Origin of the sequence: Microcoleus harperi Pol14_C6 (assembly GCF_036701295.1) — a bacterium.
GTDB lineage: Bacteria > Cyanobacteriota > Cyanobacteriia > Cyanobacteriales > Microcoleaceae > Microcoleus.
Map to the genome: position 1 here is coordinate 79,538 of NZ_JAUBQN010000017.1, position 15,960 is coordinate 95,497.

Genomic DNA, 15,960 nt, shown 5'->3' on the forward strand with positions numbered 1-15,960 from the left:
ACAAATTACCCTATTTGCGATCGCAACTTCCCCGTTTCCAATTCCCTTTCAAAAGCCGCCCGCACCTTTTCCCACTCCGCTTGAGCTTCCAACAGGCGATCGCGCGCCGTACTCACATCAAAAACCTGTTCCCCTCCAGACTCAACCGCCACGCGGCCCATATACTCCAACTCCTTGCAAACAGCAGAAAAAGACACCGCTCCTAAATTGGCGCTGCTCGACTTGAGCGTGTGAGAAGCCAGCTTCAAACTATCAGCATCGCCGAGAAAAATAGCCTCCTTAATAGTTTCTAAATGTTGCGGTGCATCTACCAAATATATCTTAATCAGCTCCCCCAAAAAATCTGGGTCTTCATCATCATCTAGCTCGCGGAGATTTTGCAAAATATGAAAATCAATCGGCGAATCAGCTCCCGGTTGAACGCTCGAAGATGCCCCAGCATCAGTGTCAACTTGATCGGAAATATCTTGATTGTTTTGCTCAGTAACCGCATCCAATTCATCCCGAATCAGAGGTGAGCACTTGCTCAAGGCGATCGCCAACTCTTCCCGGCGTACCGGCTTAGTAATATAATCGTCCATACCTGCTTCCAGACACTTTTCGCGATCGCCCTGCATCGCATTAGCAGTCATCGCAATAATTCTCGGCTTCTTGTTAGCAGGCCATTCCTGACAAATGCGGCGCGTCGCTTCCAACCCATCCATGTTCGGCATCTGCACATCCATCAGCACAACATCGTAAGATTGCCGCTTCAGCGCCTCCAAAACCTCCAACCCATTAGCTGCAATATCAGCCCGATATCCTATCCTGTCGAGTAAATGCGTAGCGACTTTTTGATTCACCACATTGTCCTCAGCCAGCAAAATCCGAATCTGACTAGAATTAGCTGCATCCTGTCCGGCAGAATTCGCCGCAACCTGCCTCAAAACAGCAGGCGTCCGCTGCACGCGGTGCTGTTCTTGAGAATTTTCAAAATACTTCAATCCCGAAGTCAAAGTCACCACATTTGAAACTTCTCCCCTACCGCTTCGGCCAGTAACATATCCAAAAACTTGCAGTAACACATTATAAAACTGGGACTGTTTTAAAGGCTTAGTTAAAAAAGCAGAAAAATGTACTTCTGTAGTTTCAAGTTTTTTCCAAACTTCCGCCTTACTTAAATAAGTAAACAGCACCAAAGGTAGTGCTATTTTGCGAGGGTTTTTAACGATGACATTCGGATTTAGACCGTCGCCGCCGGACAAATTGTTCAGCTCAAATTTCCGAATCTCCACAGCCAAAGCTACACCGTCCATATCTGGTAGATTCATAGCCAAAATAGCTAAATCGAGCGGCGAGTTTCCTTTGATGATTTCCAAAGCCTCAGCACCAGAAGTTACAGCCACGGGTATCATTCCCCAAGACTCTGCCTGACGGATCAAAACTTGCCGATTAATGGCATGATGCTCAACAATTAACAAGCGCTTACCAGCGGCAAAATCGGGCCTTTTTTCCTCAGCCCGGATGTCATTCGCTTCAGCAGTGACCGTGAAATAAAAAATCGAACCCGAACCCGATATCGACGGCGGAGTAAATTCTGCAGGCGACCTTCCAGCGATACTTTGTCCGATCGCAGAAACTCCCGGTTGAGACTTAGAACTTCCCGGAGTAACCTGGCTGACCACCCACATTGTACCCCCCATCATATCGCTCAAACGCTGGCTGATAGCCAGTCCCAAACCCGTCCCGCCGTAATGTCGCGTTGTCGAAGCATCCACCTGCGAAAAAGCTTTAAACAGGCGATCCATCCGGTCTGGCGGAATGCCAATTCCCGTATCTTGGACAGCAAATTGAATCTCGTATTGTCTGCTACTTGCCAACTCTCCCCGGTTAATTGCGAGCGGTTTTGGGTCTAGAATATTTATTATTTCCGGCGAACTATTAGCAGCTACGGGATCTATTTTCCTAGCCGTACAGCAAACAATAATTTCTCCAGATTCTGTAAACTTAACTGCATTTCCTAGCAGATTAACCAAGATTTGACGCAGCCTCGTGACATCTCCTAAAATGTTTTTCGGAACAGAATCATCAATAAAGTAAGCCAGCTCTAAACCTTTTTCTGAGGCTTTCGGAGCCAGTAATTCCAGAGATTCTTCTATACAGTTTTGCAGCTCGAAGGGGCTGCGTTCCAAATCCAATTTTCCAGATTCTATCTTGGAAAAGTCTAAAATATCGTTAATAATAGTCAGTAAAGCATCGCCGCTGGTACGAATTGTCTCCACAAAATCCCGCTGTTCAGGAGTTAGTTCCATATCCAGCAGCAAGCCCGTCATCCCGATGACCGCATTCATCGGAGTGCGGATTTCGTGACTCATAGTCGCTAAAAATTCGCTCTTAGCTCTATTAGCAACTTCCGCCGCTTGTCGTGCATGATCCAAAGCTTCATTTTGCTCGGCTAACTGTCGCTGTCGCTGAACTTCGGTTTCTAAAAGTTGTGCTTGAGCTAAGGTAATTCCAACTTGAGCCGCAACATCTTCTAACAGTTCAATTTCGTCGGGATTCCACTGGCGAGTTGCATCGCACTGGTGCAAAGTAATAATTCCATTTGGTTCTCCTTGATAGGAAGTGCGAACAGCCAACATAGATTTTAATCCGATGCGGCGGCACATTGGCCCCGAAGATTCCAGCAAAGGATCGGCAAACACATCGGGAGATGCCAGGGCTATATCCTCAGCGAGGAGTTTTTCTGTGTAGGGGTTATAAGTGACAGAAAGTTCTAAATCTAAAGCCGATTCGTGACCGGGTTCTAAGTATTCCGCGACGCAAGGAAGGTGGGGATAAGGTTCGGAAAGATAAGTGTGAATTGTACAGCGATTGACACCAAATACGCGGCCGATTTGGGTGGCGGTAGTTTGAAAAATTTCTTGAGTGTCTAAGGTCGATCGCACTTTTTGAGTAATTTGTTTGAGTAGTAAAACGCGCTGGTACTGACGTTGCAAAGTTCGCTCTCGCTCTTCGCGGGCAATTTCTGCGCCGATGTAATTGCCCATCAGCTTTAAAATTTCAAAATTCAGCGGTTTAAAAGGAGATTTAGTGGTGCGGGAAGTAAAGCTCAAAGTGCCAAAAATTCGCCCTTGCACTATTACCCTCGTCCCCACAAAAGCCTCCAACTTGCGGACGCTGTAAGCGGGGTGGTTGCGCCACTGAGTAGTGCCGGCTGATTCGACAGAAATAGGTTCGGTCGATCGCAAAACCTCTCGCTCAAAGGTTCTGCTCAAAGCAAAACCATCTCCTTTAGCAAATCCAAAGGGAAAATCTTCCGGTACATAAGCCGCAATCACTTCGTAGCGATCGCCCAAAACCCTGCCCAACAGCCCGATATCCATCCCAAACTGACTACAGCCCATTGCCAGCAACCGGATCGTTCGATCGTCAAAAGAGCCTTCCGAGCTCACCATTACCTCGTAGAGCGATCGAATTGCCCGCTCACTTTCCCGCAGTTCCTCAACTCCTTCGAGGCGGTTGCAGACATCGTGCAAAGTCCCGAAAATTCCCGCTATTTCACCTTGGGAATTCCGCCGGACTTGGGCAAATAGTTCCACGGAAACAAAGCCGGAATTACTGTGAATTCCCAAGGAGTTTTTACCCGAAACCGACTTGGACTTAAATCGCAGTTCTCGTCGTTCAAATTCCGACTTCCCCGACAGCAAAGACTCCAATAAATTTGCACATTGTTCGCGCTCATCTGGATGCACCCACTCTAAAAAATTTGTTTGCAAACTTTCGGAAACCGAAAAATTCGTAATTTCCGTCCAAGCGCGGTTGAGAAATTTCCAAACTCCCGCCGCATCTATGTGGAAAATTACTGTTGCTTTCAAAGAGTCAAATAGATGGAATTGTTCTCGATCGCGATCGCGGTTTTTGACTTCAAACTCCTTGTTTAGAGTAATATCTGTATGAGTTCCTACTACCCGCAGCGGTTTGCCAGTAGCGCTGCGTAAAACTTGACCCCGGTTCAGCACCCAGACAGTGCTGCCGTCTTTACAGTACATCCGATATTCTGCTGCAAAATCCGGTGTCTTTTGGGCGAAGTGTTCTTCTAAAGCTGCCTTTACGGAGTCAATATCATCTCGGTGGATGCGACTCCACCATTCCGATCGGCGATTCGAGATTTCCCCTTCTTGGTAGCCCAGCATTTCTTGCCACCGCGCCGAATAAAAAAACTCATCTGTTTCGAGATTCCAGTCCCAAATCCCCTGATTGTTGACTGCAGGGGGGAGATTTGACCGCTCTACGAAACTGTGGTGAGAAATTTCAGCCACCTCGTGGCTATTTGCTGCTGTCCGCTGTATTTCTGCAGAGAGTTTTTTGTATTGAGCGTTGCTAGATTCTAGCTGGCGCTGCAAAGCGATCAAGCCAGAATGCAGAGATTTTGAATCAAGCGCTTGTAAAAGGATAGTTTTAGGATTGATAATCCCGATCGGGTGATTTGTTTCGTTGATGACTAATAAAGGCAACTGGCAGTAGTGTTTTTGCAGCAGCGCGACGGCTGCTTCGAGGGTAGAGTGCGATCGCACCAGCGGCGGCGAACTGCTGCAAATTGCTCCGGCTTTAATTTTGTTAGAGTCTCTTCCCAGCGCCTGCAACTGTACAATATCCCGCGAACTTACCACCCCAACCAGTTTGTGAAGGTTGGGATTTGTAAATTTGGAATTATGAGCAGCACCAGTCGAGTGTTGATCGGGGGTTTCAGTGATTAATACATAACTAACATTGTGTCTAAACATCAGTTGCGCCAAATAGCGAACCGAAGAATTAGAAGGAGCGTGAATTATTCGCGATCCTGCGATTTGAGGGATTTGATAAAGTTTAATTAAACTTGCGGGTAGCTCTAATTTCTGATTCAGAATTGGCAGTGGCGGAGGGAACGCGAAAGCCGCAGGTGGCGAAGCGCTGCTAATTGCTTTTGGTGTCGCTTCCCCAATTCCCTGCAACATTTGCACCAAGCTTTGAGAGCTAATTAAACCGACAAGTTCTTCAGTGTCGCTGACTACGGGCAAATGGCCGATCTGATTTTTCTCTAGCAGATTTGCTAAGGCAAAAAAGTCGGGAATTTCCGATTCTCGGGCTACAGTTACGGTTCTGATCATGATTTGCTCGATCGCAAATCCCCTCAAAGCAGCGCCGATCGAATTTAGCTGTACGATATCTCGCGCTGTAAAAATCCCCAGCACTGTCTGCCCACCCGCATAGGGAGCCTTTGAGCCGTTGAGACGCAGCCCGTTGCCTCCTGCCTGTACCGCACGCGGTACACCGTTGTAGAAACCCGACTGTTCCCGCAATTGTAGGGAAGTGCCGTTCGTGGGATTTCCGAGTTGAGAATGCCCGCGCGGTTCTACCACGAGGACGTAACTGGCTCCTGTGCTACTCATCAGCTCGATCGCCTTTTCTACGGGCGTCTCAGGGGTGACGGTGAGGGGATTGCGGTTGATGACCTGACTGAGGGAGGGAATAAACATCAGGGGGCATAAAAGTGATATTTGTTGGAAAAACCCGATCGCAAGCAGCAGATTGATTGAGAGGCTTTGCCCGCGAGATTTCCAAGCGCGCTCAAAGTTTCTGTACGATTAAACTCACCCCTACTTCCAGCATCTTGGCATTTAAAATTAATTCCGTGCCATATCCTGATAATTGACGGCTTCTGACTTTCAGAACCAATGCTATCTGCCAGAGGGCCCAGATGAAGGCGGGCGGGTAATTCCTCGCCTAGCCTAACTGCTGCGGGTTTACGAGCAAGAATTTCTGCGATTGTCTAGACTGCACCCTACTTTCTGCCCCTCAACGGAACTCTCGCTCGGATTCTGTTTGAGGCAAGATACCTGCACGCTACCAATTTACCAGCGACAGGAGGGGAATCACAACAGGACGACTTAGCTATGGCAACTGTGCAATTAGGGGTTCGAGGGTTCGAGGGTTCGAGGGTTCGAGGGTTCGATGGCCAAATAGGCAGAAAATAAATAATTCTGAGCATAACTAATTCTATCTTATCTCAATTATGGCCCAGAGGATTTGAGCTTCAATTCTGGCGATCGAACTTGATGAGAATAGCGCTGTTCCCCGCCAGTGCAAAACTCGCATTTCCGCCCTTGAGCCTTAAGCTACCAACAACCTCATCCATTGTTTTAGAACTGAACTCCCGCACCGTGCCATTAGCAGTTTTTATCAGCTCCGAAATATCAGCATTAACAGTGTAAGATGTTGCTCGGTCATTGACAACCAGCAAGTAAACATTCTTGCTAGCATCAAGAGTTGCAACTGCCATTAAATCCGAACTGTTAATGATAGGAAAAAATGTAGTTTTTCCGCCCTGCAATGCCCTAATTCCCATCCGCAAAGCATAGTAGCCCGCGCGCCGTTTTCCCTCATCACCTAGCAAACCTTCCGCCAGTCCCTGCTTACCCCAGTCGTACAAACAGAATATGTGACTGCCGTAAATATAATTATCCCCCGGTTGGGAACCTCGAATCAAATTCTTAATCAAATTTAAAGCTAAAGATAAATCGCCGTAGCTAATCTCGTAAGTTCCCCATTCTCCTACCCAAAGCTGCGAGTTAGCGCGGACAGTACCGTTCATCCAGCCGCGCACTTTGCGGGTGTAGTTAGAAATATCTGCATCGTAGTTGTGGACATTGACTGTATCGAAATAATTCGGTATTTCCTGCAAAGCACTAGCCGGCCAATTGCTGCCGCCTACGGTTTTCGGGCCGTGGATGCGGTAAGTGCGCGAAGGCAAATAAGTTTGGTAAACAAAGTCGATCGCATCTTTTGCCACCTTAACCAATTCAAAATAGTCAGCCCTAGTCCCGCCCCAACCCTGATCGCGATTATCCGGTTCGTTGTGAATTTCCCAATCATCAACGCGGTAATCATTGCGAACATTCAGCCAATAAACCGTAGCAAAAACGTGTTCCCACCACTCATTCCAATCTTCTCCTGTGCGCGGCGGATTCAGTTGCAGCGCCCAACTCGGCCGCCAGCTACTATCAACATTACGAATACTGACAACCGGACGAATATTTGCTTCTTTTAGAGTATTAAAAATCGTTCTGGCATTGCCTTGCCAAACAGTACCGGGTTGTCCCGACCACCAATAATCGCTACCCTGGGGCGGATTAGTCATAATCTGATCCCAGTGCGCCCAATTAATTATATTGGGATTTGTCTTAATTTCGTCAATAGACGGCCAACCGTATTGACCGTCGTCGTCTTCGGGTTCCCACCGGGACATCCCGCCGTAAATGCGGTAGGTATTAATTCCCAAATCTTGCAAATCTTTGATGTCGAAATTGATATTGCCTTCGACTGCACCGATGTAGCGAGTGCTAACACCTGCAGCAGTACCGGAAATTTTAATTGTTTCGATGTTTTGAGCAAAAGTTGTCGTTCCGATGAACAACTCTAGGCTGAGGGCAATTAAAAGTCCTAGAAACAAATTCAGAATTCTATTTTTTGATAACACGTGATTATTAAATACTAATTTAGGTTATTTTATGCCCGAGGTAAACAGACCCATCGCTAATCTCAGTCGACGGGCGATCGAGTTTGTTAGCTGTTGTAATAAAAAAGCATTAACTATACCAATTTCAATAATTAATACATAAAGTAAAATAGCACGGGTAGCAGTCAAAAGAGAAGGTTCACCTCGAACAACCACAGTAAAATATTTCGGTATAACAATTAGCCCGATAAACTGCGTCAAATATAGTTCATAGGAAATATTAGAAATCCATGTTATAAATCTCGTTATTAAGTCAGAAAACATTATTAAATTTCTACAAATATTAAAAATTATTACAAATATGCCAAATCCAATAAAAGCATCATAAAAAGACAGTCCAATCGGTATGATTACACCTGAAAAATTTAGTGCATTTGGAAAGGTGAAGGAACCCAGAATACCTAATATTTCAGAAATAATTCCTAGGGCTATTGTGACTGGCTTAGTTAGGTAATTAATTAATAGAGTAGGATTACTTGCATAAATCTTCGCCATTGCCATTCCTAAACTAAACTCAAACAACCTTGAAATCGCCAAATATCCGGGATAAGTCATGTCACCCAGTATTGGTTCAAACAGGTTAAATCCTAACAGTAAAACTAAAAATGTATAGGTAACTTTAAGGGAAAAAGAAGTTAATATAAACTGTTTAGTAGAAAATTTTGCTAAAAAATTAAATATAAAAAAGAAACACAAATAAAATTGAATCAGGGGAAACATAAACCAAGAAAACGGTATGGCTTTATCGAGAATTATCCAACTTCTCCAAAATGACCACCAATCAAAATAGCCATAAAATAAATCCGCTCTTAACCGAGGAATTATCAAAGATATGGCTAAAAGTATCCAGTAGGTAGGGTAGAGCCGGATGATTTTTTTTCTCATAAAATTTATCCACCTTTCATCAGGTTTTAAAATTCTTGAATAAGCCAGTCCAAAACCACTGAGAATAAAAAATATATGAACTCCCTGATATCCAAGCAAGAAAAATATATTCAGCAAATCAAAAACTATATTGCCTACACTATTAAATGCTAGGGGAAAAAACTTAGAAATCGTCGAGGCTGGACCTACTACTTTTGCATACTCGAAAAAGTGGCTGTATCCAAAAAAAGGAGGCAAGAAATTGAAATACCAAAAATGAACCCCCACTACCCAGCAGGCAGCAAAGCCTCTCATCATATCTAATTCTTGAAATCGATTATACTTCATCAATAAAAATATCCGTTTAACTCAAACTTATAGCAACAGTCAAAATATTTACAATGTCAAGCTTAGGACGTACTCGATCGCTCTTAGGATGCTGCGGCAAAAATTCTACTGTATGTTATAAGCCCCAGCCCTGTCAAGGTGGTGAAGAAGACCCTCAAACCCTTGAAATATCGAAGGCTGCGATCGTTAAATCTGATTCTTTTAACAGGTGATTAAGCATAAACTAGGTTTATTGCCGATCGCCAGCCGGTACGATGAGGTCAAGCCGATCGATCGCACCAATACGCTATGAGGGCAGGGTACACCCACAAACTACGATATTTCAAGCGTTTGAGGGAGTTATAGACCAGGCTTGGCAGTCACGCCAGAGGCGGGTCATCACGCTCGAATTTGCCACATAACCGCAGCGTGAACCATCCCTAAATTGCGCGCTGTGGTTATGCGGCGATGTTTTTTGAGCACGGATTATATCTAGTCTCAGAGAATTCCAAGGGACGATCGCGTTTTGTTCGCTGGTAACAAGAAAACATGGACGCCCAAGTTGCTAATAAAGCGAGTGTGGGTTTTATCTGGGCTGAAAATTTGTTTAAGTCCCGTTAGGAAAAAACGTTTTTATTAATTAATTAGACGATCGCCCTTTAAAAAAAACATTAAGCCCTCAGCAATTGCCGAGGGTTTATTTCCCAAATCATACAAGTGTTCCCAAAAAATATCTCGGTCTAAAGGTAGATGATATTTGTGACGAACCCGGTTTTTTTTTAAAAATTATAAACTTGTTTATAGCCACAAAACAGACGCATCAAGAACGCAATAATTAGAGCCAAAGCCCCACTCGTGAAGCAACATAAAACATCGATGGATTTCTCTAGAGTAAGTTTTAGAGGAGTATAACAATGTTAGATATTGATGAAATGAGTTCAATAAAAATACAATAAATAAATTTTGCAGCAATTAGGACAGGCACACCTAGGGTGTGTATTTGAAGGGCATCCCTACGTTGTGCCAATGCACTATTATCTCTAAGATTCGGACATATACATTTTTACAACAGTCGGGATGAAAACGAAGTATATAGACAGCAATCCAGAAGTCTGTTTGCAAGTGGAAGAAGTCGGCGATTTCCAACACTGGCGCAGCGTTGTGGTGAACGGGCGAGCAGAACGCCTCACGGAACAGCCAGACATCGATCATCGCGCGATGCAATCAATGAGTCAAAGAACAAAACCCCACACTTTCACCCGGCATCAATCCCACCTAGATTGACTCCCTGGGACGTGCGGAGGTAATTGCAATCTACCGCATTGACCCTAGCGAAATGAGCCGGCGCACGACGGAGGGCATCAGCAGTCGGTGAATGTCTATGCTGGCATGGGAATAATAATTTTCCGAGTAGAGCGCGATCGTCCTACTCCCAGATTCAGTAGCGTTCCGATCTAACTGGATATGATATTAAATCAACTTACTTGCCAAAAAATCTCTCATGTACCGATTCACTAACTGCGGCTGTTCCTGCTGCACCCAGTGGCTGCAATTAGGAATGTAATGAATCTGAAAATCCCGGACATAATCTGCGGTTCCGTAGGTTAACTCTTTGCCGAGGGCGACATCATTTTCTCCCCAAATCATCAGCGTGGGAACTTGCAGCACGCTCCAATTCTGGCGATCGAGAAATCCGCGAGCAATATTGCGGTAATAATTGATAGTAGCAGTCAGAGCGCCCCGTTTGGCAGCCGCATCTTTGTAAGCTTCGATATCTGAGGGGCTAAAGGTGCTTTGGTCCACTGCCATACCTTCCAAAGCAGCCGAAATTGCCTGATAGTCGCCCAACTGAATTAACAACTCCGGCAAAACTGGCAACTGAAACAAAAAGATGTACCAACTTCTCAGCAATTGTTGGGGAGTGCGTAACCCTTCAGCAAACTTTGCCGGATGCGGTAGATTCATCACAATTAATTTATCCACCATTTGGGGATAAGCATAAGCAAAATTCCAGGCGATCGCGCCTCCCCAGTCGTGACCAACTAAGACGCAACTTTCATATCCCAAACCCTGAATAATTCCCTTGACATCTTGGACAAACTCTGACATCACGTAAGCAGATTTATCCTGAGGTTTGTCGCTGTCGTTGTAACCCCTGAGATCTACAGCGACTACTTTATAATCTGATGCAAATTCTGGGATTTGATGTCGCCAAGAATACCAAAATTCAGGAAATCCGTGCAGCATCAGCATCAGCGGCCCAGAACCTTGAGTGACATAGTGCAGTTTGATGCCGTTCGTAGGGATAAATTCGTGTTTCCAAGCAGCTTCTAGCACAGACATATTTAATGCTTTCTTTAGCTTTAGAAATAGCCTAGCAGTTACTCTGTTTGAGAGGAACCAACTTTAGGCAGATCTAGCAATTCTCCCAGCACTTGTAAACTCTTCCTTTTCTCTTCATTTGTGGATCAGGCGTCCCGCTGGTGGTTCTTCGCGCCAAAAAAGCCGTAGCTTGCGGGGTCCGACGCGATCGCCGGTTGCCCAAAAAGATTGCTATCTCTGTCCAAATAATAGTATAATGTTGCTGCCATCCAGACAACTGTTAAGCCAAAAATTACTTATTTTTGAGCGCGCGAAAATCCAGAGGCGCAATAATTTGAGGTCTTGTGATGGTGCCTGTTCAATAATTAATATCTGGCGAGTGTACTAGGAATAAAAGGAGTTAATACTATGTCGGGCGATCGGCTGCAAAACATTGTTAACCGCTTGACAGATCGTCTAAAGCGCGATGTATTAGTTGAAAAATCCCTCTACGACATTCGAGAAATTTTACAGAGCGATCGCGCGGTGCTTTATCATTTTTACACGCAATGGCAAGGCCGAGTGACTTACGAGATGTTGAGTGCGATCGAACTCTCAATCTTGGGTTCAACAGGGCCAGACGAATGTTTTAACCACGAATACGCTGCTTTGTACGAAGCCGGCAGAGTTAGAGCAATTACAGATATTGAAGTAGAACCAATTAACCCATGCCACCGAGATTTTCTGCGTAGCCTGAAAGTTCGCGCCAATTTAGTCGTGCCAATTTTAACAAACAAAGGACTGTGGGGGCTGTTAATTGCTCATCAGTGCAGCGGGCCCCGCACTTGGTCGCGATCGGACATTGAATTCATGCAAAGAGAAGCCCAAAATATGGCACTTTCTCCTACAATTCAAGATAGTTAATCTTTCATCGAAAATTTCGCTTTATGGCAGTTGGGGTGAATTGTCTGTGCGATATAAAATTACCAACCAACCAGAATCTTGCCCCTATCTAGCCCGATATCCATCTAACTTTTCAAAACCTTTACTGAGAGGAGATCTTGTCATAATCGCATTCTTTGGTTAAGCGGGGTTTGTAGCGAGTTCTTACTTTTCATCAGCGAAGTGCTCTTTATCTTATTCTAATCCATCGATTAAATCGTCGCGATTTTCCTGAGTCTGAAGAAACTCTTCAATACCCTCTAAATTCAAATTTTTCAGAATGTGCCTTGCTTGTTTAATACCTTTTGCTGTCAAAACTACTGATTTAATTTGCTGAGGATTACGTTGCTCCTCTAATAGACCATCTTCAGTCAGAAGATCCAAAATTTCAAAATCATGTCCCTTCCCAGCACGTCTGCCTCTAAACCGAGATTGATGAGCTAACTCGTATTTCTCATCCGCTCCAGATACATATAATAACGCAAGTGTCAGAGGTATAGCAATCCTATTGTATAGATTAGTTCGTTCTTCTTTAATTGCACGAGCTACAAGGCTGTAACCCTGTTGCCAAGCAGACCCTTTGTCATTACAGATTTCTGTACATAAAATAGTACCATTGGGCGAAATACACTTTGTATAAAACCCTACTGCTTCTGAGCCAACATAAATGGTTACAGACCAATTACAATAATTTCGAGTTTCTGGTTTGAAAGGTTTAGCCATAGAGCGCTCTCTTTCCTTGATTTCTTGAACGTCTGCTGTTTTTTTGCCAGTTCCTATTCTGAATTTGCCAATCGTTGTTGCTTTGCAATTTTGGCGATCGCTTTGTGTTGTCTACTGTCCCAACTCAGAAACCAAGCGAGATAACGTTCACGCTTACCGGACGCAGTATTTTAATTGTAGGGTGCGTCAGGTGAGTTTCTTAAACAATTATTGAAGGTTTAAATATCTGACGCACCTTACTAATTATGAAAATTTCGTAATTCCTGTTAGTATTAACTAACGGCTACCGCCTCCCCCAAAGGATGCTGCTGCAAAACAGCTTGCAAATACTTCCCAGTATAAGACCTCTGATTTGCCGCCACCTCCTCCGGCGTCCCGGCCACAATAATTTCGCCGCCCTTATCTCCCCCTTCAGGCCCCAAATCGATCGCCCAATCGCAGCACCGAATTACATCTAAATTGTGTTCGATTACCAAAATTGAATTCCCCTTATCCACTAATCTTTGCAGCACATTTAACAAATGGTGAACATCATAAAACGACAAACCCGTCGTCGGTTCATCGATCAAATAAAGCGTCTTCCCAGTAGCGCGGCGCGACAGTTCCGTTGCCAATTTTACCCGCTGCGCTTCCCCCCCAGAAAGCGTCGGCGCCGGCTGTCCCAACTGAATGTAACCCAAACCAACATCAACCAAAGTTTGCAGTCTAGCGCCCGCCCTGGGAATATTTTTAAACATTTCCAAAGATTCCTCTACGGTCATGTTCAAAACATCAGAAATCGACTTGCCTTTGTACTTAACTTGCAGCGTTTCCCGGTTGTACCTTGCACCCTTGCAAACCTCACACTGCACGTAAACATCGGGCAGAAAATTCATCGAAATCACGTTCACGCCTTGGCCGCCGCAAGCTTCGCACCTTCCCCCTTTCACATTAAAAGAAAACTGCCCCGCTTTGTAACCTCTTGCCTTCGCTTCAATGCTTTCGGCAAACAAATCCCGAATCACGTCAAAGACTCCCGTGTAAGTAGCGGGATTAGAGCGCGGAGTGCGGCCGATGGGAGATTGGTCAATTACAATTACCTTATCAACCACATCCTCTAGAGAGCGTTCGCCTTTAGTTTTGAGGGCGTCCATATCGGGTGGTAAAGGCACTTTTTTGGTGATATAGTGTTGTAGCGACGGGTACAGCAATTCATTGATTAAAGTGGATTTTCCAGAACCGGAAACGCCTGTCACGCAGACGAGTTTTCCCAAGGGAATTTCTACATCGATATTTTTTAAATTGTTGCGCGTCGCATTTATGATTGAGAGAGCTTTGCCGTTGCCTTTTCTCCTCTCATTAGGAGTTTCAATTACTCGCTTTCCCGACAAATAAGCCCCGGTCAAAGATTCCTCGGCTGCCAGCAAGTCTGCTAAACTTCCTTGCGAGATAATTTGACCGCCGTGAACGCCGGCGCCGGGCCCGATATCAACAATGTGGTCGGCCGCTCGCATGGTTTCTTCATCGTGTTCTACGACAATCAAAGTATTGCCTAAATCGCGCAATTTTGTTAAGGTTTGCAGCAGGCGAAAGTTGTCTCTTTGGTGCAGTCCGATGCTGGGTTCGTCCAAAACGTACAGAACACCCGTCAAACCCGAACCGATTTGAGTCGCTAGCCGAATTCGCTGGGCTTCTCCGCCAGAAAGAGTCATTGCGGCGCGGTCTAAAGTCAGGTAATCTAACCCGACATCGAGCAAAAATTGCAGCCTTGCTTTGATTTCTCTCAGGGCTAAATCGGATATTTGGAATTGCCGATCGCTCAATCCCAAATTATTTACTCGTTCGCGGCATTCGCGAATCGAAATACTGGTTAAATCCACAATTCCGTACTGTCCCAACCGCACCGAAAGCGCTTCGGGTTTCAAGCGCTTGCCGTGACAAACCTCGCAAGAGCGATCGACCCGATACTGTTCCAACTTCTGCTTGATCAGATCAGAACCAGTATCGTCGTACTGGCGCTGCAACATGGAAATTACGCCATTAAAATCTCTCCTAAAATCAGTGTTGCTGTCGCGCTTTTTACTTTCTGCGGTGCGCTTTTGCTCATTGCCGTACAAAATCACCCGCTGGTGTTCGGGCTTTAATCGATACCAAGGAGTGTCGATATCAAACCCACAACTATCAGCAATACTGCAAAGCAAAGAGAGATAATAGGAATTATCTTTGTCTGACCACGGCGCGATCGCACAATAAAGAGGCGCTTTCTCGTCGGGAACTACCAACTCCGGCGCAAAAGCCCGCAAACTCCCCAAACCGTGACAGTTTTGGCACGCGCCGTAAGGCGAATTAAACGAAAATAACCGAGGGGAAAGTTCCTCCATTACCGCCCCGTGTTCGGGACAAGCAAAGTTTTCGGAAAATACGATCGGCCCCTGTGGTTGGGAATTTTCTTCACTCGGTAACTCTTCAATAATCGCAATTCCCTCAGAATGGCGCAAACAAGTTGCCAGAGAATCAACTAAACGTTCTTCTAAACCGGGTTTTTTAATTAACCGATCGACAACTATCTCGATATTGTGCGTATGATTTTTATCTAATTCGATATTTTCCGAAAGTTCTAAAATTTCTCCGTTAACTTTGACGCGAATAAATCCTTCCGCAGCTAAACTCGACAATAATTTGCGGTGAGTGCCTTTTTTTCCGCGCACAACTGGTGCCAGAATGTGAAAGCGAGTGCCGTCTGGAAGTGCCATGACTCGATCGCACATTTCATCAATTGTCTGCGGCGCAATGCAGCGATCGCAAATCGGACAGTGCGGTTCGCCGGCTCTGCCGTATAGCAATCTGAGATAATCGTAAATTTCTGTAACAGTGCCGACAGTCGATCGCGGGTTGTGAGAAGTTGACTTTTGGTCGATCGAAATAGCCGGACTCAAGCCTTCGATCGCGTCCACATCCGGTTTGTCCAACTGTCCCAAAAACTGGCGCGCGTAGGCGCTGAGAGACTCCACGTAGCGGCGCTGTCCCTCAGCAAAAATTGTATCGAAAGCGAGGGAAGACTTACCAGAACCGGAGACACCCGTAAAAACTATCAGGCGATCGCGCGGCAGTTCCAGATCGATATTTTTCAGGTTGTGCTGTCTCGCACCGCGAACCCGAATCGTATTTTGGTTGTTAGAGTGAGAATTCGTCACATTATGCCCGTTGCGGGATGCACTTGGCTGGCTGTTTGAGGTTTCGGCGCGTTGGGACATGAGAGTAGTGCAAAACAGTGCTTAACCATCTTA

9 protein-coding genes are annotated in these 15,960 nt (G+C 45.3%); 2 read left to right on the top strand and 7 right to left on the bottom strand.

The window, feature by feature from the left end; translation table 11 throughout:
• Positions 1-5: 5 nt before the first annotated feature.
• The 3 genes from QUA27_RS13945 to QUA27_RS13955 form a co-directional block, all read right to left on the bottom strand.
• A complete protein-coding gene (locus QUA27_RS13945; RefSeq protein WP_333068608.1) occupies positions 6-5,498 on the bottom strand; it encodes a response regulator in 5,493 nt (1,830 codons plus the stop codon).
• Between the two features lie 557 nt (positions 5,499-6,055).
• A complete protein-coding gene (locus QUA27_RS13950; protein WP_333068609.1) occupies positions 6,056-7,498 on the bottom strand; it encodes a hypothetical protein in 1,443 nt (480 codons plus the stop codon).
• A 24-nt stretch (positions 7,499-7,522) separates the two neighbouring features.
• On the bottom strand, positions 7,523-8,749 hold the full coding sequence (locus QUA27_RS13955) for an acyltransferase family protein (RefSeq protein WP_333068610.1): 1,227 nt from the start codon (positions 8,747-8,749) through the stop codon (positions 7,523-7,525).
• Between the two features lie 1,056 nt (positions 8,750-9,805).
• Here QUA27_RS13955 and QUA27_RS13960 point away from each other — a divergent pair.
• Positions 9,806-10,012 carry a pyridoxamine 5'-phosphate oxidase family protein gene (locus tag QUA27_RS13960; protein WP_333068611.1) on the top strand — a complete coding sequence of 69 codons (207 nt, stop codon included), beginning with the start codon at positions 9,806-9,808 and terminating at the stop codon, positions 10,010-10,012.
• 186 nt (positions 10,013-10,198) lie between these two features.
• Here the strand turns inward: QUA27_RS13960 and QUA27_RS13965 are convergent, their stop codons facing one another.
• Positions 10,199-11,071 carry an alpha/beta fold hydrolase gene (locus tag QUA27_RS13965; RefSeq protein ID WP_333068612.1) on the bottom strand — a complete coding sequence of 291 codons (873 nt, stop codon included), beginning with the start codon at positions 11,069-11,071 and terminating at the stop codon, positions 10,199-10,201.
• A 125-nt stretch (positions 11,072-11,196) separates the two neighbouring features.
• Positions 11,197-11,319 (bottom strand): hypothetical protein, encoded by a 123-nt coding sequence (locus tag QUA27_RS13970; RefSeq protein ID WP_333068613.1) that lies wholly within the window; start codon positions 11,317-11,319, stop codon positions 11,197-11,199.
• A 139-nt stretch (positions 11,320-11,458) separates the two neighbouring features.
• On the opposite strand from QUA27_RS13970, the gene QUA27_RS13975 reads away from it, so the two are divergent.
• Positions 11,459-11,953 (top strand): GAF domain-containing protein, encoded by a 495-nt coding sequence (locus QUA27_RS13975; protein ID WP_333068614.1) that lies wholly within the window; start codon positions 11,459-11,461, stop codon positions 11,951-11,953.
• Between the two features lie 213 nt (positions 11,954-12,166).
• Here QUA27_RS13975 and QUA27_RS13980 read toward each other — a convergent pair whose 3' ends face one another.
• Together QUA27_RS13980 and uvrA are read right to left on the bottom strand one after the other, a co-directional pair.
• On the bottom strand, positions 12,167-12,694 hold the full coding sequence (locus QUA27_RS13980) for a DUF6429 family protein (RefSeq protein WP_333068615.1): 528 nt from the start codon (positions 12,692-12,694) through the stop codon (positions 12,167-12,169).
• A gap of 272 nt (positions 12,695-12,966) precedes the next feature.
• Positions 12,967-15,927 carry an excinuclease ABC subunit UvrA gene (gene uvrA, locus QUA27_RS13985; RefSeq protein WP_333068616.1) on the bottom strand — a complete coding sequence of 987 codons (2,961 nt, stop codon included), beginning with the start codon at positions 15,925-15,927 and terminating at the stop codon, positions 12,967-12,969.
• Positions 15,928-15,960 lie beyond the last annotated feature (33 nt).